The 20,142-nt window shown below is 60.5% G+C and carries 20 protein-coding genes; 11 read left to right on the forward strand and 9 right to left on the reverse strand.

What is annotated here, in order from left to right:
• Positions 1–248: 248 nt before the first annotated feature.
• The 3 genes from JWR14_RS31650 (at position 249) to JWR14_RS31660 (ending at position 3,242) form a co-directional block, all read left to right on the forward strand.
• A complete protein-coding gene (locus tag JWR14_RS31650) occupies positions 249–1,397 on the forward strand; it encodes a CaiB/BaiF CoA-transferase family protein (protein ID WP_299717279.1) in 1,149 nt (382 codons plus the stop codon).
• A 121-nt stretch (positions 1,398–1,518) separates the two neighbouring features.
• On the forward strand, positions 1,519–2,115 hold the full coding sequence (locus tag JWR14_RS31655) for a hypothetical protein (RefSeq protein WP_299717281.1): 597 nt from the start codon (positions 1,519–1,521) through the stop codon (positions 2,113–2,115).
• Positions 2,112–3,242 carry an XRE family transcriptional regulator gene (locus JWR14_RS31660; protein WP_299717283.1) on the forward strand — a complete coding sequence of 377 codons (1,131 nt, stop codon included), beginning with the start codon at positions 2,112–2,114 and terminating at the stop codon, positions 3,240–3,242. Before JWR14_RS31655 ends, JWR14_RS31660 begins: the two co-directional genes overlap by 4 nt.
• Positions 3,243–3,272: 30 nt before the next feature.
• On the opposite strand, the gene JWR14_RS31665 is transcribed toward JWR14_RS31660, so the two are convergent.
• A complete protein-coding gene (locus tag JWR14_RS31665; protein ID WP_299717285.1) occupies positions 3,273–4,826 on the reverse strand; it encodes a histidine kinase dimerization/phosphoacceptor domain -containing protein in 1,554 nt (517 codons plus the stop codon).
• Between the two features lie 214 nt (positions 4,827–5,040).
• Here JWR14_RS31665 and deoC point away from each other — a divergent pair, with 214 nt between their 5' ends.
• The 8 genes from deoC (at position 5,041) to JWR14_RS31705 (ending at position 14,830) form a co-directional block, all read left to right on the forward strand.
• Positions 5,041–6,051 (forward strand): deoxyribose-phosphate aldolase, encoded by a 1,011-nt coding sequence (gene deoC, locus JWR14_RS31670; RefSeq protein WP_299717287.1) that lies wholly within the window; start codon positions 5,041–5,043, stop codon positions 6,049–6,051.
• A 34-nt stretch (positions 6,052–6,085) separates the two neighbouring features.
• Positions 6,086–8,479 carry an aldehyde dehydrogenase family protein gene (locus JWR14_RS31675; RefSeq protein WP_299717289.1) on the forward strand — a complete coding sequence of 798 codons (2,394 nt, stop codon included), beginning with the start codon at positions 6,086–6,088 and terminating at the stop codon, positions 8,477–8,479.
• A gap of 84 nt (positions 8,480–8,563) precedes the next feature.
• On the forward strand, positions 8,564–9,046 hold the full coding sequence (locus JWR14_RS31680; protein ID WP_299717291.1) for an RbsD/FucU family protein: 483 nt from the start codon (positions 8,564–8,566) through the stop codon (positions 9,044–9,046).
• Positions 9,043–9,999, forward strand: a complete 957-nt coding sequence (rbsK, locus tag JWR14_RS31685; protein WP_299717293.1) for a ribokinase — start codon at positions 9,043–9,045, stop codon at positions 9,997–9,999. The genes JWR14_RS31680 and rbsK overlap by 4 nt, the downstream gene beginning before the upstream one ends.
• A gap of 16 nt (positions 10,000–10,015) precedes the next feature.
• A complete protein-coding gene (locus JWR14_RS31690) occupies positions 10,016–11,059 on the forward strand; it encodes an ABC transporter permease (protein ID WP_299717295.1) in 1,044 nt (347 codons plus the stop codon).
• A gap of 88 nt (positions 11,060–11,147) precedes the next feature.
• On the forward strand, positions 11,148–12,152 hold the full coding sequence (locus JWR14_RS31695) for an autoinducer 2 ABC transporter substrate-binding protein (RefSeq protein ID WP_299717297.1): 1,005 nt from the start codon (positions 11,148–11,150) through the stop codon (positions 12,150–12,152).
• Between the two features lie 78 nt (positions 12,153–12,230).
• On the forward strand, positions 12,231–13,760 hold the full coding sequence (locus JWR14_RS31700) for a sugar ABC transporter ATP-binding protein (protein WP_299717299.1): 1,530 nt from the start codon (positions 12,231–12,233) through the stop codon (positions 13,758–13,760).
• Entirely contained in the window at positions 13,757–14,830 is a 1,074-nt protein-coding gene (locus JWR14_RS31705; RefSeq protein ID WP_299717301.1) for an ABC transporter permease, read from the forward strand. The genes JWR14_RS31700 and JWR14_RS31705 overlap by 4 nt, the downstream gene beginning before the upstream one ends.
• A gap of 56 nt (positions 14,831–14,886) precedes the next feature.
• On the opposite strand, the gene JWR14_RS31710 is transcribed toward JWR14_RS31705, so the two are convergent.
• From JWR14_RS31710 to JWR14_RS31745, 8 genes are all read right to left on the reverse strand, one after another.
• On the reverse strand, positions 14,887–15,096 hold the full coding sequence (locus tag JWR14_RS31710) for a type II toxin-antitoxin system HicB family antitoxin (RefSeq protein ID WP_299717303.1): 210 nt from the start codon (positions 15,094–15,096) through the stop codon (positions 14,887–14,889).
• Positions 15,093–15,812 carry a DeoR/GlpR family DNA-binding transcription regulator gene (locus JWR14_RS31715; RefSeq protein WP_299717305.1) on the reverse strand — a complete coding sequence of 240 codons (720 nt, stop codon included), beginning with the start codon at positions 15,810–15,812 and terminating at the stop codon, positions 15,093–15,095. Before JWR14_RS31715 ends, JWR14_RS31710 begins: the two co-directional genes overlap by 4 nt.
• Positions 15,813–15,979: 167 nt before the next feature.
• Positions 15,980–16,930: a malonate decarboxylase subunit epsilon gene (mdcH, locus tag JWR14_RS31720; protein ID WP_299717307.1), complete on the reverse strand. Its 951-nt coding sequence runs from the start codon at positions 16,928–16,930 to the stop codon at positions 15,980–15,982.
• Entirely contained in the window at positions 16,906–17,547 is a 642-nt protein-coding gene (locus tag JWR14_RS31725) for a malonate decarboxylase holo-ACP synthase (RefSeq protein ID WP_299717309.1), read from the reverse strand. The genes mdcH and JWR14_RS31725 overlap by 25 nt, the downstream gene beginning before the upstream one ends.
• Positions 17,532–18,350 (reverse strand): biotin-independent malonate decarboxylase subunit gamma, encoded by an 819-nt coding sequence (mdcE, locus tag JWR14_RS31730; RefSeq protein WP_299717311.1) that lies wholly within the window; start codon positions 18,348–18,350, stop codon positions 17,532–17,534. The genes JWR14_RS31725 and mdcE overlap by 16 nt, the downstream gene beginning before the upstream one ends.
• Entirely contained in the window at positions 18,350–19,195 is an 846-nt protein-coding gene (locus JWR14_RS31735) for a biotin-independent malonate decarboxylase subunit beta (protein ID WP_299717313.1), read from the reverse strand. The genes mdcE and JWR14_RS31735 overlap by 1 nt, the downstream gene beginning before the upstream one ends.
• Positions 19,192–19,494, reverse strand: a complete 303-nt coding sequence (locus JWR14_RS31740; protein ID WP_213768357.1) for a malonate decarboxylase subunit delta — start codon at positions 19,492–19,494, stop codon at positions 19,192–19,194. The genes JWR14_RS31735 and JWR14_RS31740 overlap by 4 nt, the downstream gene beginning before the upstream one ends.
• A 15-nt stretch (positions 19,495–19,509) precedes the next feature.
• On the reverse strand, positions 19,510–20,142 hold a 633-nt coding region (locus tag JWR14_RS31745; RefSeq protein ID WP_299717317.1), incomplete at its 5' end, for a triphosphoribosyl-dephospho-CoA synthase.

A 20,142-nucleotide genomic window follows, 5' to 3' on the forward strand; every position in this document is an offset into this window, starting at 1 on the left:
TCAATTCTATTCAATGGTACCCGGCTAGAAAGATAAATGGGGACATTGGCGCGAGGGCGCGGTATTAAACGTAAGCTGGAGACGCTTGGGTCCGCTAATGTAGAGTTTCTCGAATCGAAGAGCATCCGGAATTCGGGCGCTTAAGGGAAACGCTGGTCTCGAACAACCTTTCCGCAAGGGGAAACCAATATGAAGTCTCCCGCAATTCATGTGTCGCCGAACGCCAGTTCATTGCGCGGAACGTTGCGATGAGTGGGCCGCTCAAGGGCATTCGCGTGATCGAGATGGTCGGGCTCGGGCCGTGTCCGTTCGCCGCCATGATGCTCGCCGACATGGGGGCGGAAGTGATCCGCATCGATCGTCAGCCGACTGGCGGCGCGACGCCATACCCCATGCAAGGCACGAAATTCGATGTGATGGCGCGCGGGCGCCGTTCGCTCGCGCTGGATCTCAAGCAACCGGAAGGGCGTGACCTGATGTTGCATCTGGTTGCTCAGGCCGATGCGTTGATCGAGGGTTTTCGCCCTGGCGTGATGGAGCGGCTTGGCCTCGGTCCGGACGTGTGCCTGGAACGCAATCCGAAGCTTGTGTACGGTCGCGTCACGGGCTGGGGACAGGATGGACCGCTGGCCAAGACAGCAGGGCACGATCTGAATTACATCGCGATGAGCGGGATGCTGCACGAGTTCGGGCGTGGCGATGCACCCCCGGTGCCGCCGCTGAATCTGCTCGGCGATTTTGGCGGCGGCGGCATGATGCTCGCGTTCGGCGTGTTGTGCGCGCTGCTGGAAACACGCGGGTCGGGCAAGGGCCAGGTGATCGATGCCGCGATGGTCGAAGGCTCCGCGCTGCTGGGCGCGATGATCTACGGCTACAAGGCGTTCGGTGCGTGGGTGGGCGAACGAGGCTCGAGCATGCTTGCCGGCGGCGCGCATTTCTACAATACCTATGCGTGCGCGGACGGCAAATTCGTGTCGGTCGGGGCGATCGAACCGCAGTTCTATGCGCTGCTGCTGAAGCTTTGCGGTATCGACGATGCAACCTTCGATAGCCAGATGGACCGCGAACAATGGCCGCTGCTGAAAACGAAAATAGCGGCAATTTTCGCGACGAAAACGCGAGCGGCGTGGTGTGAATTGATGGAAGGGACAGATGTGTGCTTCGCGCCCGTGCTCGATATGGACGAGGCACCGGAGCATGGGCATAACCGGGCGCGGGGGACGTTTATTGACGTGGAGGGCGTGAAGCAACCGGGCCCGGCGCCGCGGTTTAGCCGCACGGTGCCGGAGGTGAGTTCTCCGCCCGCGAGTCCAGGGCGAGATACCGACGCGATTTTGCGGGACTGGAATGTGCCGGGTGAGTTGATCGAGCGGTTGCGGGGGAGGAAGGGAGCGTAGGGAAGGCTATTCATCGCCTTTCCCGGGCAGATATTTGGCATGAATGCCGGTTGACGATTCTTCGCATCTCCGACAATATGCGGTTGACGATTTCGTCAAAAACCGAAAAAGAGATGGGTATATGGATTTGCCGCTGCCTTGGAAGTCAAAGCCCGTGCTCACGGAAGAACGTCTCAACGTTATCGCCCGCCATCTTCGCGATATCTATTACGGTGTCGAGTCGCTGCTCGATTCAGAGGACGACTGTTCCTACGGCCGCGGAACACTCTTCTTCGGCCGTTCCCGGCAACGCCTTATCAAGTTGGGTACGTCGGGTGAGCATGAGTGGCTCAAGCTCACCAATCCGGCGATGGACATTACGCTGGAAATCGAGGGCGTTCCCTTTCGGTTTTTTCGCGACGATCATGAGTCGCCCAAGAAGAAGGGCTTTTGGCGTCGAAACCAGTCCGACCAATTGTTCGCACCGAGCGATGCGGAGGCGGTGGTCTTCCGGTTTATCGTTCAGCGCCCCTTGACTGAAAACGACGAACTCGAGATCTATTTTGTTGGTTATAACGCCGTGGAAGATGCGTTGTGCGAATGGCGATTTGGCGATGTTCGGATCCTCAGCAGCACGGACGACCAATTGCCGGATGCGGTTCATCAGGACGCTCCCCATGCCGAACTGCTGGACACGGACGACGACGTCTCCCGTCCCAACGCTGACACTGGCAAATGACAGTCGAATTCGATGCCGCCAATCTGCGGCTGGTCCGCTGCGCCCAAAGTCTTTCACTTGCCGACGTAGGCGATGCCGTTGGCAAGTCGAAACAATTCATCCAGCGGGTTGAGTCAGGAATGGCTCAACCCACGGATGAACTCGTTGATGCGTTGGCCTCGGTGCTTCGCGTGCAGCGGCAGTTCTTTTTCCCGGGCGCACCGCAAGCGTTGCCGGAGGATGCATTCCATTTTCGCAAGCTGACCACTGCGAAGCTGAGCGATAAGCAAACGGTTATCGCCAAAGGCGAACTCTTCCGCCGCTTCGTCGCTTCGATTGACGCCAGGTTGCGGCTTCCCAAACTGGACTTTCCTGAATTTCCAATCGACAGCCCTGAAGCGGCAGAACGTGCCGCCGAGCAATGCAGGGCGCACTGGGGACTGGGAGTGGGACCGATCGGTAATATGGTCCGCGTGCTCGAAAACGCAGGAGCGGTTGTGACTGCGTTTGAAAACTCGGCGAAAGACATTGACGCATTGTCTATCGCGTCGTCCCGGCCAATCGTGGTGACCAATCGCAGCGACGCATCGGCGTGCCGCGCACGCTTCGGGTACGCGCACGAGTGTGGTCACTTCGTGGGACATGTCGGCCGCAAGACGGGCGACAAAGCATCGGAGTCCGAGGCTAATCGATTTGCCAGTGCTTTCTTGTTGCCTCGAAGCACGTTCGTCAAAGAGTTTCCAGCGCTGAGAGGCGGCACGCAGGTTAACTGGATAGCGTTGTCGCAACTGAAAATGCGGTGGCGTGTGAGTAAGGCAGCGATGCTGTATCGCGCTCGGCAGCTAAACATTCTTAGTGAAGACCAATATAAGCGCGCGCTGCTGGGGCATCTGTTTGAAAAAGGCGAGCGCCACATCGAACACGAGGACATGTCCATTCCGCACGAAAAGCCGGAGCTGCTTCATAGCGCGATGACCGTTCTTAGAGAAAAACTGGGTTTATCGTTAAACGATATCGCCATGTCCGTGCATATGACCCGCGAATTGCTCGCAGAAATTGCTCCCTTGACGGATGACGAGCATGAGGCGGGGACTCGCATTGTTTCGCTTGCGCATTTCAGGCAAAGTCGCGAGAAAACCAGCGGTTAAGCGAGCCGGCGATATTCGTCAACTCACCCTTCACCCCGCCGGAAACCTCACCAGAATCCGGCTGAACGGCACCGACCTGTCAACGGTAACCGCTCCCACGCCCTTGCCCGCATAAGTCGTCACAAGCCGCATGCCGAGCCCTGTCCCCTGCGGCTTCGGGAAGTCGATGGGAAAACCGTCGCCCTCGTCCTCCACGGTCAGCAGTACGCCAGCTTCGGATCGTTCCAGCTTCACGCGCACCGTCCCGCGCCCATACTTCAACGCGTTGGTCACGAGCTCCGCCGTCACCAGCCCGAGCGGCGCGAGCCGCGCGGCGGGCAGCACGATCGACTCGCCTTCCAGCGACACCTCCCGCCCCGCCGCCAGTTCAGCCAGATCGGCCGTCAATCCGCGCAGGTAACTGGTCGCATCCGTCGCTTCCGCGCCGTCGTCCTGATAGAGCCGGTGATGCACCGACCCGACCGTACGCACGCGCGTGGCTGCCGCCTGCAAATGCGTGGCAACGGATTTATCGCCGGCGAGATTCGCCTGTAGCGCGAGCAGCGTCTGCACAAGCTGAAGGCTGTTGCGAACCCGGTGATGAACCTCTTTCATCATCAGCGCCGAATTGCCAAGCTGGATTTCCTGGCTCGACACCAGCGCCGCCAGCTTCTCCTCGTTCTCGTGCCGCTCGGTGACATCGCGCATGGTCAGCACGAGGCGCTTCACGCGTTCATCGGTATCGAGAATAGGCGCCACCGATACATCCCACCAGCGGGCATCGCCAATACGCGTCGGGCAAAGCCCTTCGAACCGGACCGGTTCGCCGCTGGCCGATTTCGCCAGTGCCTGCAGCACTTTCGGGCGTTGATCGTCGGGCCACAGGTCGGCGCAATGCGTGCCGCCCACGTCCGCGAAGTCGTCAATGCTGAGCGCCTCCAGCCCGTTATCGTTCATGAATTCGACGCCGCCATCCAGCGACAGAACCTGGATGCAGTCCGTGCTCGCATTCAGCACGCTGGTGGAGAACAGTTCGTCGGCGCCGGTCTGCGATTCCGCTGCAAGCCGTTCGCGGCTCATGGAGATGACGTTCGCGATCGATTCCAGGAAAACGATGTCTGTTTCGCTGAAGTCTTCATCGTCGGAGCTATCAGCTTCGAGTACGCCGAAGGTCTCCGGAATGCCGCGAATGGGAACGTTGATGGCACGCTTGATGCCGTGGCGGGCCAACAGTTCGGGCGTGCGGAAACGATGCTCATTGCCCAGGTGATTCGACAACACCGGCCGCCCGCTGGCGAACGCATGGCCGGCGGGGCTGGCGTCGTCGGCGCCAAGTTCCGTGGTGCCGATGTCCGCCGAATCCCAGCCGACGCCGGCTTCCAGCACGAAGGTTTCGCTTTCGGGCTGATAGCGGAGCACCTTGGCGAAGCGCGAATGCAATCCAGCCGATACCGCCTTGCACGCTTCATCGAGAAGTACGTTCGCGCTGTGTACGCGCAACACGGACGTCGCGAACTGCACGGCGATCTCGTGTTGCATGCGCAGACGGCTTACGGACCGGTCGACGGCACTGCGGATGGTTTCTTCGGGTGGCAATGCATCCATCGGGTTCTCCTTGACCGCGGTGTCGCCTAAGCTTTCTTCCGGCGATTGGTGCTCAGGCGTCAATTCTAACCGTGCAGATTCAAAGGTTTCAGATTTGACCGGGCGAACGGCCTCTCTCGGTATAATCCCGAATGTTATAATCGTAACAACAAGGTGTTAGAATAATCCATCGATTAACCGGAAAATGTTGTGCGCTGCACAACCGGCCACGCTCATGCTCGATGTTGCTTCCCAACCTGTTGTTCCCTTGCGCGGCAAACCGCTCTCCTATCATGAGCAGCAGCGCAATTCTGGCGTTCCGCTGGACCTCTCGTGGGTAGATAGCCTGCGTGTCAACCAATCCGCCGTCGCCCGGCGAGTCGGCACATTGGGCACGCGCCGCGCGGTTAAAAAGGACGCACAAGCCGCCTGGCTGCTCAAGGCCATCACTTGTATCGACCTGACTACCCTCAACGGCGACGATACCGCCGCTCGCGTCGAACGCCTGTGCGCCAAAGCCCGCCGCCCGATTCGCGATGACCTGCTCGAATCGCTGGGCATGCCGCCCGGCTCCATCAAGACCGGCGCCGTGTGCGTGTATCACCGCTTCGTCGGCACAGCCGTCGCCGCGCTTGCCGGTAGTGGCATCCCGGTCGCGGCCGTCTCCACCGGCTTTCCAGCAGGTCTCATTCCGCATCCGCTGAAGTTGAAGGAAATCGAGGCGTCGGTGAAAGACGGCGCGGCGGAAATCGATATTGTCGTCACGCGTGAACACGTACTCACCGGCAATTGGCAAGCGCTCTACGACGAAATGCGCGACTTTCGCGCAGCGTGCGGCCCGGCGCATATCAAAGCGATTCTCGCCACCGGCGACATCCGCACGCTATCTAACATCGCCAAGGCGTCGATGGTCTGCATGATGGCCGGCGCCGATTTCATCAAGACGTCCACCGGCAAGGAAGGTGTCAACGCCACGCTCGACGTCTCGCTCGTCATGGTGCGCATGATCCGCGATTATCTTGAACGAACGGGCGTGATGATCGGCTTTAAACCCGCAGGCGGCGTGTCCACCGCCAAGTCGGTGCTCGAATACCAGATCCTGATGAAGGAAGAGCTCGGCCGCGAATGGCTCGAACCAGAGTTGTTCCGCATAGGCGCATCAAGCCTTCTCGCCGATATCGAACGGCAACTCGAGCATCACGTCACCGGCCGCTATTCGGCTTTCCATCGACATCCGGTTGCTTGATTCAGCACCGCATCATCTCTTACACGAGCTCCCCATGAGCGTAGCCGACTACTTCACCTCGATGGATTACGGACCTGCACCGGAAGACGACGGCGCCGCGCGCGCCTGGCTGGATCAACACGCGACCGGCTTTGGCCATTTCATCGACGGCGCCTTTCACGCGCCTTCGGCCGGTGAGCAATTCGACTCGCTGGAACCCGCTACCGGACGCGTGATTGCGAGCATTGCGCAGGGCGATCAGGCGGATATTGATGCAGCGGTTGATGCCGCGCACCGAGCGCTGCCTGCGTGGCAAGCGCTGGGCGGCGCGGGTCGCGCACGGCATTTGTATGCGCTCTCGCGCATGGTTCAGCGCCATGCGCGTCTGTTCTCCGTGCTCGAATCGCTGGACAACGGCAAGCCGATCCGCGAGTCGCGCGATATCGATATCCCTCTTGTGGCACGGCATTTTCTGCATCACGCAGGCTGGGCACAGTTGCAGGATCGCGAGTTCGCCGACTGGGCGCCGCTGGGCGTGATCGGCCAGATCGTGCCGTGGAATTTTCCGCTGCTGATGCTCTCGTGGAAGATTGCACCGGCCCTCGCGCTGGGCAATTGCGTGGTGCTTAAACCCGCCGAATACACGCCGCTGACCGCGTTATTGTTCGCTGAGTTAGCAGCGCGAGCTGGCTTGCCTGCGGGCGTGCTGAACGTGGTCACGGGCGATGGTCGCACGGGCGCTGCGCTGGTCGACCATCCGCGCGTGGCGAAGATTGCGTTCACCGGATCGACAGAAGTGGGCCGGCAGATTCGCGTCGCAACCGCGGGCTCGGGCAAGTCGCTCACGCTTGAGCTCGGCGGCAAGTCGCCGTTCATCGTCTTCGACGACGCCGATCTCGACAGCGCCGTGGAAGGTGTTGTCGATGCAATCTGGTTCAACCAGGGCCAGGTCTGCTGCGCCGGATCGCGGCTGCTGGTGCAGGAAGGTGTTGAAAAACGCTTCATCGATAAATTGAAACGCCGCATGGATACGCTGCGCGTTGGACCGTCGCTCGACAAGGGCATCGATCTGGGTGCAATCGTGGACGCGGTACAGCTCGAACGTATTCGTTCGTTGGTTGAACGCGGTGTGCAGGAAGGCTGCGAGATTCATCAGCCCAAAGGGCTTCGGATGCCCGAGCAAGGCGCGTTTTATCCGCCCACGCTGGTGACGAATGTCGCGCCCGCGTCGACGCTCGCGCAAGAGGAAATCTTCGGGCCGGTGCTGGTGACAATGAGCTTTCGCACGCCTGACGAAGCGGTCGCGCTGGCGAATCATTCACGTTATGGGCTGGCCGCGAGCGTGTGGAGCGAGACGATTGGTCGTGCGCTCGACATCGCGCCGCGCCTGCAATGCGGCGTGGTCTGGATCAATGCGACCAATCTCTTCGATGCCGGCGTCGGCTTCGGCGGGTATCGCGAATCGGGCTTCGGCCGTGAAGGCGGACGAGAGGGGATTTACGAGTATCTGAAGCCGCGTGCGTGGACTAAGCTGGCCGTTCGTTCCGCGCCTTCCAACCAGGTTGCGCAGCCTCCCGCATTTGAAGCCGACACTAATAACGTCAGCGCGCTCGACCGTACCGCGAAGCTGTTTATCGGCGGTAAGCAGGTTCGGCCGGACAGCGGTTATTCGCGGCTCGTGCATGCGCCGTCGGGGGCGATCGTCGGTGAAGTGGGCGACGGTAATCGCAAGGACGTGCGTAACGCGGTCGCCGCCGCGCGCAGCGCTGAAAAGTGGTCGCAAGCCAGCACGCATAACCGTGCCCAGGTACTGTATTACCTCGCGGAAAATTTGTCGGCGCGGGCCGATGAATTCGCGAAGCAACTCGTGGCGCGGACCGGCGTTTCTGCTGCCGAAGCCGAGCGCGAAGTCGAAGCATCGATCACGCGTTTGTTCACGTACGGCGCGTGGGCCGACAAGTTCGATGGCGCGGTGCATTCGCCGCCGCTAAGAGGCGTTGCGCTGGCGATGCATGAACCGCTCGGCGTGATTGGCGTGGTGTGCCCGGACGAAGCGCCGTTACTGGGTCTCGTCTCATTGATCGCACCGGCACTAGCGTTGGGCAATCGCGTGGTCGCCGTGCCGAGCGAAACGTGTCCGATGATGGCGACCGATTTTTACCAGGTGGTCGAGACCTCGGATGTGCCGGCAGGCGCGTTGAATATCGTCACCGGCGAGCGTAAGGCGTTGGCATCGACCCTGGCGAAACACGACGATGTAGATGCGTTGTGGTGCTTCGGCGGCGCGGATTTATCGACACTGACAGAGCGCGAATCAGTGGGCAACCTGAAGCGCACGTTCGTCGATTATGGCCGCGTGTTCGACTGGTTCGACGCTGCAAGCGAAGGCCTGCCATTCTTGCGTCAAGCCGTGCAGGTGAAGAACATCTGGATCCCGTACGGAGACTGAACGCCAGAGACGTGCGGGTTCGAATAGACTCATGAGCGACGACCTCGCAACACAGCGAGGCACGCTCAACATGAAGGAGACGCAATGCTGAAGAACCTCGATCCGCTGCTGAACGCCGACGTCCTGCACGCACTGTGCGCAATGGGACACGGCGATGAAGTCGTGATCTGCGACGCCAATTTTCCGGCTGATTCCGTCGCGCGCCAAACGGTGCTCGGCCACGTGCTTCGTCTCGATGGCGTGAATGCGCCGCGTGCGATCCGCGCGGTGTTGTCGGTGTTGCCGTTGGATAGCTTCGTCGATCATCCGGCCGAGCGCATGGAAGTGGTCGGCGACGCCAACGCGCTGCCTACCGTGCAGCGCGAAGCACAGACTGAAGTGGACGCCGCCGAAGGGCGCGCGACGCCCTTTGCTTCCATCGAACGTTTCGCGTTTTATGAACGCGCCAAGCAAGCGTATTGCGTGATCGCTACGGGCGAAGCGCGGGGGTATGGCTGCTTCATCTTCAAGAAGGGCGTAAACCTTGCGCCCGACGCACCGGCTTCAAATCCGGAGAGCACGCGATGAGCCGCAGCGTCGTCATCCTCGGCATCTACGTGACGGATCTCACGTTCCGCGCCGAGCGCATGCCGCTGCTTGGCGAGACCATCGCCGGATCGGCTTTCGCAATGGGACCGGGCGGTAAGGGCTCGAACCAGGCTGTGGCCGCCGCACGCGCCGGCGCAGATGTGATCTTCTGCACGCGCCTTGGTGCGGATGCGTTTGGCGACATTGCACGCTCGACGTGGGCCGCCGAGGGCATCACGGCACGGGCGATAACTACCGATGGCGTGGCAACTGGCGCGGCGCATATCTTTGTCGATGATGCTACAGGCGGTAACGCGATCATCGTTGCAGCGGGTGCGGCCGGACGTTTATGCCCCGAAGACGTTGAAGCGATAGAAGCCGATATTGCGACTGCCGCCGTGTTCGTTACGCAGCTTGAACAACCCGTTCCTGCTGCGCGACGTGGACTTGAACTTGCACGCCGTCACGGTGTGACGACCGTGTTCAATCCGGCGCCCGCGTTACCGCTCGGCGACGACATCTTCCCGCTCTGCGACTACATCACCCCGAACGAAACCGAAGCAACGGCGCTGACCGGTATCCAGGTTGCTTCCGTTGACGATGCCCGCCGTGCCGCCGATGTCCTGCTAGGAAAGGGCGTGCGCGCAGTGATCGTGACGCTGGGCGAAGCGGGCGCGTTGCTGCATACGCCGGAACAATCGGTGCTGGTGCCGGCCTTCAATTGCGGCCGTGTGGTCGAGACCGCAGGCGCGGGCGATGGCTTCACCGGCGGCTTCGCCGCAGCGCTTGCGCGCGGCGAAAGCCCGCTTGACGCGGTGCGCTTCGGTTGTGCGCTGGCGAGCTTGTCGGTGACGCGTCCCGGCACCGCGCCGTCAATGCCCACGCTCGCTGAAATTGAAGCGGTGCTGGCCGCTCCTGTGAAGTCCGGCAGCGCGTCGGCTCACCAATCCTGAACGGAGGAGTGCCTCGATGAAAACATCGAAATGGCTCGCCGACCGGCAACTGAATTTCTTGGTCGGCGTGAACCTGCTGGTCGTGATTGTCGCGACCGCGTTGTCGCATGGCCAGTTCGTGGATATCGACAACCTCCAGTCCATGGGTAGTCAGTTACCCGAACTAGGCTTGCTTGCACTTGGCATCATGCTCTCGATGGTCTCGGGCAATGGCGGCATCGACTTGTCGGGTGTCGCGCTGGCCAACCTCTCCGGCATGGTGGCCGCTCAACTGCTGCCCATGCTCGTTTCCGCCGATAACTCCCCGTCGCTCTACACCGCCGTGTTCTGCGTGACTACCGTGATGCTGGGCGCCATCGGCGGCTTGATGAACGGCGTGATCATCGCGCGTTTAAAGCTCACGCCGATCCTCTGCACGCTCGGTACGTCGCTGTTGTTCACCGGCATTGCTGTGGTGTTGAGCAACGGTGCGTCGGTGCGGGTGGAATACGTCGATGCCCTCTCCGACATCGGCAACGGCACCTTCCTGCAAGTGCCTATCTCGCTGTGGATTTTCGTGGTCACCGTGTTGCTGCTCGGCTGGGTGTTGAAGCGCACGCCCTTTGGTTTGCGGCTTTATTTGATGGGCACGAATCCGAAAGCCGCGTTCTATGCCGGCATTCCGCGTGACCGCATGTTGATCCTCACGTACGGCATGTGCGGCGTGCTCGCGTCGCTGGCCGGCCTTATCAGCGCGACGCATACGTCGAGCGCGAAATGGGACTACGGCAACTCGTACTTGCTGATCGCCATCCTGATCGCGGTGATGGGCGGCGTGAATCCGTCGGGTGGTTACGGGCGGATCGTCTGTGTTTTCCTGGCCGCGACCGTGCTCCAGTTCCTGTCGAGCCTGTTCAATCTGCTTGGCGTCTCGCAGTTCTTCGGCGACTGCGCGTGGGGCTTCCTGCTGCTTGCATCGCTTGCATTGGCGGGTGGAGAACGCGTGCGCGCGATCTTTGGGCTGGGCGGCGCAGCACCCGTCACGAAGGTGCCAAAAACACCAGCCCCACCGGCGGCGTGATCGCAGAAACACGCGCAGAAACAAGTTTCACCGGCTTCAAAAACTTCATCTCATGTTCAGCACATACCAACCATAACGGAGACAACGCATGAAACGGAATCGAATCGCCATCGCGCTTACCGCAGTCACGCTTGCGGCCGGAGCTATTGCTGTCGCGCAGGCTGCGACCGATCAAACCATCGTCACGGTGGTCAAGGTCACGGGGATCAACTGGTTCAACCGGATGGACGACGGCGTGAAGGAATTCGCCAAGGCCAACCCCGGCGTGAACGCGTATCAGACCGGACCCGGACGCGCGGACGCTGCACAACAACTGAAGATCATCGAAGACTTGATCGCGAAGAAAGTCACGGCGATCGCGGTTGTTCCCTACGATCCGCCGACCCTCGAACCCGCGCTCAAGAAAGCGATGGACCGTGGCATCAAGGTCGTCACGCATGAAGCGGACAACGAGAAGAACACGATGGTCGACATCGAAGCCTTCGACAACACCGCTTACGGCGCGGGCCTGAATGAACGTCTGGCGAAGTGCATGGGCGACCAGGGCAAATGGGCGGTGCTGGTGGGTTCGCTCGGTAGTCGTTCGCAGGTTCAGTGGGCGGATGGTGGTATCGGCAATGCGAAGCAGAAGTATCCGAAGATGGATCTGGTCGAACCGAAACTCGAAACCAATAACGACGGCGAACGTGCTTACCAGGTTGCGAAGGAAGTGCTGCGCAAGCACCCGGACCTGACGGGCTTTCAAGGGTCGTCGTCGCTGGACGTGATCGGCATTGGACGTGCGGTGGAAGAGGCCGGCAAGATTGGCAAGATCTGCGTGTACGGCACGGGTCTACCGACGGAAGCCGGCAAATTCCTGGAGAGCGGCGCGATCAACGGCATTGCGTTCTGGGATCCGAAGCTCGCTGGTATCGCGATGAACAAGATTGCGAAGATGCTGATCGATGGCAAGACGGTGGAGAACGGTGCGGACCTGGGTCTGGTTGGCTATAACAAGGTCACGGTCACCAAGGGTCCGGGCAAGGGCATCATCGTGCGCGGCACCGGTTGGGTGGACGTCGACAAGACCAATTACAAGCAGTATCCGTTCTGACATCTTTAGCTGATGCAGTAAAGCGCGCACGGTTGCCGTGCGCGCTGTCTTCAGGAAGTTGAAAGGGTAGAAGGTTCAATGATGAGTACAGCGCCGCTTCTCGAAGTCGTCGATATCCACAAGCGCTTTACCGGCGTGTATGCGCTGCGTGGCGTGAGTCTTTCGTTTCAGCGCGGGCAGATCTATCACCTGCTTGGCGAGAACGGCTGCGGCAAGAGCACGCTGATCAAGATCATCTCCGGCGCTCAGCCGCCCGACCAGGGCGAGCTTGTGATTGAGGGCGTCAGGCATGCGCGCCTTGCGCCGCTTGCGGCATTGTCGGCGGGTATCGAGACCGTGTATCAGGACCTTTCGCTGCTACCCAACATGAGCGTGGCGGAGAACGTGGCATTGACCGCGGAACTGGCCGCGCACGCGGGGCGGCTTGCGCGGACCTTCGATCGCCGCGCGCTGGCGAAAACGGCGGCGCGTGCTTTGGAAGCGGTGGGTTTGCCCGGCGATGCGGATTTTCAGGCCACGCTGGTCGAGCAGTTGCCACTGGCGACGCGGCAGCTTGTGGCTATTGCGCGTGCGATTGCGAGCGAGGCGAAGTTCGTCATCATGGATGAGCCGACTACATCGCTGACGCAAAAGGAAGTCGACAACCTGATCGCGGTGCTGGCGAAGCTGCGTGCCGATGGCGTCGCCGTGCTGTTCGTGAGTCACAAACTGGATGAGTGTTACGCGATCGGCGGTGAAGTGATCGTGCTGCGCGACGGCCAGAAGATGGCGCAGGGACCGATCGAGAATTATACGAAGGCGCAGATTGGTGAGTTGATGACGGGCAAGCAGTTGTCGAACGAGCGATATCGGCAGGCTGAAGTCATGGATGGCCACGACATCGTGCTGGATGTGAAAGCGTTGTCGCGCTCACGCCAGTTCGCCGATGTCACGTTCTCGCTGCATCGCGGAGAGATTCTTGGCGTGACGGGTTTGCTTGACTCGGGGCGTAACGAACTGGCGCGGGCATTGGCCGGTGTCGCGCCCGCGGATAGCGGCACGGTCACGTTGGACGGTTCTGTCGTGAGGCTTAAAACGCCGTCCGATGCGAAGTGGCAACGGATAGGCTATGTGCCGGAAGACCGCTTGAACGAAGGGCTTTTCCTCGATAAATCCATTCGCGACAACGTCATCACCGCGATGATCTCAAGTTTGCGCGACCGCTTTGGACAGGTTGACCGGAAGCGCGCACGCGAGCTTGCTGAGCGCACCGTCAAGGAGTTGCAGATCGCGACGCCTGACGTCGATAAACCGGTTCAGTCGCTTTCCGGCGGCAACCAGCAACGCGTGTTGATCGGCCGGTGGCTGGCTATCGATCCTCGCGTGTTGATCCTGCACGGCCCGACGGTGGGCGTGGACGTGGGATCGAAGGACATTATTTACCGCATCATGCAGCGGCTGGCGGAGCAGGGTATCGGCATTATTTTGATCAGCGATGACCTGCCTGAGCTGCTGCAGAACTGCGACCGAATTCTGATGATGAAGAAGGGGCGCGTCTCGAACGAATATCGTGCGGGGCAATTGACTGAAGCCGATCTTTATCACGCTTTACTTTCAGAGGCAGCATGAGCGAGTCACTTCATCGCGTTGCTCAGACATCGCAAGGCGCTTCGGCGCCAGGTCCCGTGTTGGCCGAGGTTGCGCCGCCATTGCGGCAACTCAGTTTTACTGCGCGGTTGGTGCGTAATCCTGAATGGTTCACGCTTGGGCTGATTCTCGTGACGTGTCTGGTGGTTGGCACGTTGAATCCGCGCTTCTTCCAGTTCGCGACGCTCTTCGATTTGCTGCATTCGGGGACGACGGTGTCGTTGTTTGCAATGGGGACGCTGGTTGTGCTGGCATCGGGTGGCATTGATGTGTCCTTTACAGCCATTGCCGCATTCACGATGTATTCAATCACGAAGGCCGTGTTTGCCTGGTGGCCCGATGCGCCGTTTTTTGTGATTCTGGTTTGCGGCGCGGTGGGCGGTGTATTGCTTGGGTTGATCAATGGCGTGCTGGTGCATCGGCTGAAAGCGCCTTCGTTGATTGTGACTATTGGCACGCAGTATTTGTATCGCGGGCTGCTGCTGACGTTTGTGGGTACGCAGTTCTTCATGAATATCCCGCATAGCATGGATAGCTTCGGGCAGTTGCCGCTGTTTTTCTATCACACGAACGATGGGCTTCGGGCGGTGCTGCCGGTCTCGGTGATCGCGCTCTTTCTTGCCGCGGGCGTGACATGGTGGTTGCTCAACCGGACCATGATGGGACGCGGTGTGTATGCGATGGGTGGCAGTTTGCCGATCGCCGAGCGTCTTGGTTATAACCTGCGGGCCATTCACCTGTTTGTGTTTGGCTACACCGGGATGCTGGCGGGGATCGCCGGGATTCTGCACGTATCGACGAATCGGCTGGCGAATCCGTTCGATCTGGTTGGGACTGAGCTGGATGTGATCGCGGCGGTGATCCTTGGCGGGGCGCGGATTACCGGTGGGACGGGGACGGTGGTGGGGACGTTGTTGGGCGTGGTGCTGGTTACGCTGATCAATAGCGTCCTGATTCTGATCGGCGTGCCGAGTACCTGGCAGAAGGTGATTATTGGAGCGTTTATTCTGGTGGCGGGAACGTTGTTCGCGTTGGGGAGAAGGGCGGGTTGATTTTGGTTACGGGCAGTCGGTGATCGAACTGCCCGGCAAACCGCGGGACCGTGAAACTAAGGGTTGATACTGTTCTCTTTACAGACATCGAGGAATGCGGCCAATGACTTGGCACCTTCGGCCTTGAGCGTTGGAATGTCGCCGGCGTAAAAGTCTGCGCCCCCGTTCAAATCGAGAAATTCGCCGCGCAGCATGCCGGTGGTCAAGTCGTAAGTGACCGCCGCGTGATGGCTGCGGATGCTCAAGATATTCACGGTTTTACTCACTTCCTGACTTCCATCCCCTTCTCTGTGATCAGCGAATCAAACTGATCCAGTTGGGAAAATCGCACCGCCTTGACCTTCCCCAACTTGCTGGCATCGACTACCAGATGCCTCTCGACCGCACTCTCCATTGCAGCCTGTTTGATTGCCACTTCGTGAAAATTCCAGCACGTCACACCACGCGCCTCATCCACCCCGCCGGCTGAAATAAACGCCTTGTTAATCCCCATTCGGCGCAACGTCTCAATGCTTTCATTGCTCGAAAACGAATCCGACGAGGGTGCGTAAACGCCGCCCAATAAAATCATTCGTACATTGGTTTTGCGCCGCAAAATCTCGGCCACATTCAGCGAATAACACAGCACCGTTAAATGCATGTCGCCCGGAATAAGGCGCGCCAAGGTGGTCAGCGTCGTTCCGCAATCGATGAAAATGGTCTCGTTGTCAGCAAGCAACCGCGCAGCCACCGCCGACGCCTCCGCCTTGGCCTGCGCAAAATGATCCTTCTCTTCGTCGATCGTATAACCCGCGCCGTTCGGGACATCCGAGGCGCGAACGATATAACCACCAAGGTAAGTGAACGTCCCCGGACTCGCCGCTATGTCGCGGCGAACCGTCATCTCCGATACATCGAGCAAGGTCGCCGCATCGCGAAGACGCATCACACTTTGCTCACGCAAAGCATCGGCAAGAACACGCAAACGATCGCTTTTGGTCATTCGCTGAGGACAGTGGACGCAAGCTGCGCGTTGTGGATGTGGTTGTTAGATTTTGTTCGCTAGATGAAATGATTATAACAAGCGAACCCGCGAAAAGTGATCGGGGAAAACGCTTTGCAATGGCGGGGTTGGTGAAACGTGCGGTGCGCTGAAGCGCAAAGCGGGGACTACCCGGCGGCACGTGCCCGGATCAACGCGGCGGCCGAGGGAATGGATCTCTGCTCTATCGCGACTTTGGCGACATTCGGAAGCGCGTCTTCCGCAAGTTGCGTCAGCGTACGCCCCGGTGGCATCTCAACGAACACCTGTGTGCCGAGTTCACCCAGCACGATAGTGGAGTCGTGCCAGCGAACGGGATATCGCAGGTTCGTCGCGAGGTCGGTACGGATAGCGTCGGCCTGGCGCAAAGGCCGTGCGCCGCGATTGCTGATGTACGGAATTGTCGGCGTATGGAAGGTGATCTTGCTCGCGGCTTCGGTGAGTTCGCGAGCGGCATCGTCGAGTAGAACGCAGTGGGACGGCACGCTAACCGCCAACCGCTCGGCTTTGCGTGCGCCTGCTTCAAGCGCGCGCTCGCGCACCTGGTCGAGATCCTTGTTTGCGCCTGCCACCACGATCTGTCGCGGCGCATTCAAATTTGCAATGTAGGCGGCCTGCGCAGGGGCTTTCGCGATTACAGCGCTCAGTTCACGCTCACTTAAGCCCGACACCGCCAGCATCCCGTAGCCGTGCGGAAAAGCATTCTCCATTAATTGCGCGCGAAGCTGAAGGAGCTGCAACGCGTCGCTAAAAGACACCGCATTGCATGCAACCGCAGCGCCATACGCTCCCACCGACAAACCCGCTACCGCATCCGGTTCGATGCCTTCGTCCTGCAACGCTCGCACGGTCGCGACTCCGGCAACAAGCAAGCTGATCTGCACCGCAACGGTTGACGCCAAAGCATCGGTGCGATCGAGCGAGAGTACGTCGATATGCAGAACATCCGACGCTTCTTCGATCGTTTCAGCAAAATGCACGTGCGGCGTTGCGCCACCAAGCGTGTGCAAAAAGCCCGCGAATTGCGAACCCTGGCCGGGGAAGAGGAAGGCGATCATGCTGCTTGACTTGTCTGCCATGGATCGGCGACGAGTCTCGGGCCATCGGCGCAACGCAGCATTACACGTGCGCCGGGATGCACGTATTCGGCCAGCGAGAATGCGCCGTCCTGCGTCTGGATTTGCATATCGATGCGCATGCCGTGGTCGTGCGCGGCTTGGGAGAGGGCATCGAACAGGGTCTTGGCGGCGGCGCGATCGAGAGGCTCCGGCGCGCGCATCACCAAGTCGAGATCGCTTGTTTGCGTGACCGTCGGACTGCCGCTGGCGAGTTCGAAGGCAGCGCTGCCAGTCGGCCCCCAAACGTAGCCGCTCGAATCGCAGAGTGGCGCGATTGCTTCCAGCAATGCAAACGCGGGCAACTCTGCGCGCGTTATTGAGGGCTTCGAGTTCGCAAGAAGCGTTTCGGGTTCCAGGACTCGCTCAACGTAACGCGGATCAAGCCACGAGCCGAAACGCTCGCTGCGCACTGCGCCTCGAATACCAACCGCGATCGAACCGTCCACCGACACCGCGCGTCGAACCACGACGAACGGTGCACGTTTTAGTGATGCAGCAACCCACGCCGGGGCATCGGGAAAATCCGGCGTTCCCGGCGCGAGCCGCAACAGGTCGTGCGGATTCACGACGCGTCCCATTGCTCCGCCATGCGCTTGCGGACTTCTATCGACGCCGCGCGAATCTGCTTGGCATCGTCTGATTGCAAGCGCGATGAGAGATCGCGTGGGCCTTTCCGTGCATCGTCGATAGCAGCGATCAGCGAATCACGCACGCGGTCGATATCTTCATTCCCGGGCGCATCCGCATTGATGCCGGCGATCAGCTCATGCAGCAGCCCGAGCTTCGCGTAAGCACTCATCTTGTACGACATGGGCAATACGCGGTCGCCGAGTTCATCGAGTCCTTCAACGCTGCGACGCGTGACCCGCGCGGCGGCTTCCTTGCCCATCGCGTGCACGCTGATACCGTCCGCGTCGAGCGCGATGATCCGGTTCGCCTGATAACCATGCGCGAGAAAAGCGCCGGACATCGCCGGGCCGACAATCAACGCGATCACGGGATGTCCGGCGAGCCGCGCGCTTGCATAGGCGTCGACGCCGGCGGCGCACGCGAGATGAACGCCAAGCAGTTCCTCGCGACGGCCGTATGCCTGGCTCTTCACATCGACAATAGCCACGATCGGACGCTTGACCGAAGCATCGCGATCCGCATCCATCGCGTCACGCACGGCGCGTGCAAGCAACCAGCCTTGTTCGAGGCCGACCACGTTATCGGTCGCACGCGGAAAGCGGTTTTGCGGATCGGGAACGATGCTGATGAAACGCGCGCGGGTGTTGCCAAGCGGCGCATCGGCACTGCGGATCGGGCCTTCGTTGCCCGAAGCCGCCCCTTCATTCGACGTCAATGCGTCGAACCAGATTTGTCCACGTGATGCGTTCATCAAACTTCTCCTTGCCAAAGCGTCCGCAGCGCAGCGGGATCGATTGCCGATGGATCCACGCGCGCAAGCCGTTCAAGTTGTGCATCGACTTGTTCGGTTCGATGGCTCGCGGGTACACCGCTTTTAAACGCGCTGAGCACGGCGTCGCGAACCTCGTTGGTATCGTCTTCCACGAGCGCATCGACCAGGCCTACGGCTGCGCGTTGCTCGCCGCCGATCATCGACCAGATGAGACGCCGGTCACGTGAATCGAGTTCTTCCACGCCCGCTTCCTGTTCGATGACTTCAGGCCCGTTCATCCCGAGCCGTGCCTGCCGCGTCATGATCAAGCGCGTGCACAACGCTGCTGCGAGCGACATGCCGCCGAAGCAGCCGACCATGCCACCGATCACGCCGACCACCGGCACATATCGGCGCAATGCGACAATTCCCGCCTGAATCTCTGCAATTACCGCGAGACCGAGATTCGCTTCCTGCAGCCGGACGCCACCGGTTTCGAACAGGATCACTGGCAGGATCTTGCGGCCTGCTTCGAACTCACGCACGGCCATTTCAAGCGCTGCCGCGATCTTCGCACCCGACACTTCGCCGATGCTGCCGCCTTGAAACGCAGGCTCGATCGCCGCGATGACCGCCGCTTCACCGCCAAGCGACCCGCGTGCAATGACCGCGCCGTCGTCGGCCTGACAGACCACATTCTGCATGGCGAGCCACGGCGATTCGAGCCGGTCGAACGGTCCGATCAACTCGCGGAAGGTGCCGGCATCGAGCAATGCCCGCGCACGTTCACGTGCGGTGAGTTCGATAAAACTATGCTGCGCGATGAAGTTCTCGTGAGCGTTCATGACACGTCTCCTTCACTCGCTTCCACTGCTTCCGCGAGCCGCAGCATGACCACGCCGGGCGTTGCGCCGAAGTCATTGAGTTCGAGACGCGCGGCGCCGTCGTAGCGCGAGAAGAAGCGATCGAGCACGCTTTTCCATACGTGTTCGTAACCGTCCACGCTCGTGCGGATTACGACTTCCGCATGTTGACTCTCCGATGGCGACAGCAGGATTTCCAGGTCGCCCGAGCCGACCACGCCAACGTGCGCGCGTTGCGGCACGGGGCGGGTGGCGGGATATTCGTAGCGCAAGTTTTCCATGACGTGTTCTCCGCGTCAGCCGGCGTGCGGCAGGGTATCGAGGAAGAGGGTGGCAGCCAGCAAGTCCGCTGCGCCTCCAGGGGATGCGTTCAATTCAGTCAGACGTTGATCGAGACGGGCGAGCGCTGCGCGGCCTTGCGGCCGTGCTGCGCCGCCCGCTTGCAGCGCGTCGCGGGCGCCTGTTTGTGCGGCTTCGAGTGCTACCCGGCCGCCGCGATGCAGCAGGCAGGTATCGTCGAGCGTCGCGATGATGGCGAGCAATGCATCGAGCCTTGCTTCATCTACAGTTGCGCCGCTTGCACGCGAACGATGCAATGCGGGCAAGCCGGCCTCGAGCACGTGAGGGAAACCTTCCGCCGCCTGACCGCGTGCGCCCGCCACGCCGAAGCGCTGGACGACACGCGCACCGTTACTCAACGAAGAGGGCGCCGGTGCGAAACGGTCTTCAAAGCGGGCGACGGCGGCGGCTTGTGTACAGAGTTCCAAGGGCTCAGCCAAAGAGGTCATTGCAGCAGCCGCGCATAACAAGCCAACAATCCAGATCGCCCCGCGATGTGCATTGCTGCCATTCGTTGCACGCAGCATTGTCACTTCACCTTCGCGGCCAATACGTGCAAGCTGTTCACGTAGCCGTTGTGAAGGCTTTTG

This window comes from Caballeronia sp., from assembly GCF_028292365.1.
Taxonomy (GTDB): Bacteria; Pseudomonadota; Gammaproteobacteria; order Burkholderiales; family Burkholderiaceae; genus Caballeronia.

Coding starts and splice junctions, on each gene's coding strand:
- JWR14_RS31650 (WP_299717279.1), top strand. CDS start 249: ATGAGTGGGCCGCTCAAGGGCATTCGCGTGATCGAGATGGTCGGGCTC.
- JWR14_RS31655 (WP_299717281.1), top strand. CDS start 1,519: ATGGATTTGCCGCTGCCTTGGAAGTCAAAGCCCGTGCTCACGGAAGAA.
- JWR14_RS31660 (WP_299717283.1), top strand. CDS start 2,112: ATGACAGTCGAATTCGATGCCGCCAATCTGCGGCTGGTCCGCTGCGCC.
- JWR14_RS31665 (WP_299717285.1), bottom strand. CDS start 4,826: ATGGATGCATTGCCACCCGAAGAAACCATCCGCAGTGCCGTCGACCGG.
- deoC (WP_299717287.1), top strand. CDS start 5,041: ATGCTCGATGTTGCTTCCCAACCTGTTGTTCCCTTGCGCGGCAAACCG.
- JWR14_RS31675 (WP_299717289.1), top strand. CDS start 6,086: ATGAGCGTAGCCGACTACTTCACCTCGATGGATTACGGACCTGCACCG.
- JWR14_RS31680 (WP_299717291.1), top strand. CDS start 8,564: ATGCTGAAGAACCTCGATCCGCTGCTGAACGCCGACGTCCTGCACGCA.
- rbsK (WP_299717293.1), top strand. CDS start 9,043: ATGAGCCGCAGCGTCGTCATCCTCGGCATCTACGTGACGGATCTCACG.
- JWR14_RS31690 (WP_299717295.1), top strand. CDS start 10,016: ATGAAAACATCGAAATGGCTCGCCGACCGGCAACTGAATTTCTTGGTC.
- JWR14_RS31695 (WP_299717297.1), top strand. CDS start 11,148: ATGAAACGGAATCGAATCGCCATCGCGCTTACCGCAGTCACGCTTGCG.
- JWR14_RS31700 (WP_299717299.1), top strand. CDS start 12,231: ATGATGAGTACAGCGCCGCTTCTCGAAGTCGTCGATATCCACAAGCGC.
- JWR14_RS31705 (WP_299717301.1), top strand. CDS start 13,757: ATGAGCGAGTCACTTCATCGCGTTGCTCAGACATCGCAAGGCGCTTCG.
- JWR14_RS31715 (WP_299717305.1), bottom strand. CDS start 15,812: ATGACCAAAAGCGATCGTTTGCGTGTTCTTGCCGATGCTTTGCGTGAG.
- mdcH (WP_299717307.1), bottom strand. CDS start 16,930: ATGGCAGACAAGTCAAGCAGCATGATCGCCTTCCTCTTCCCCGGCCAG.
- JWR14_RS31725 (WP_299717309.1), bottom strand. CDS start 17,547: ATGGGACGCGTCGTGAATCCGCACGACCTGTTGCGGCTCGCGCCGGGA.
- mdcE (WP_299717311.1), bottom strand. CDS start 18,350: ATGAACGCATCACGTGGACAAATCTGGTTCGACGCATTGACGTCGAAT.
- JWR14_RS31735 (WP_299717313.1), bottom strand. CDS start 19,195: ATGAACGCTCACGAGAACTTCATCGCGCAGCATAGTTTTATCGAACTC.
- JWR14_RS31740 (WP_213768357.1), bottom strand. CDS start 19,494: ATGGAAAACTTGCGCTACGAATATCCCGCCACCCGCCCCGTGCCGCAA.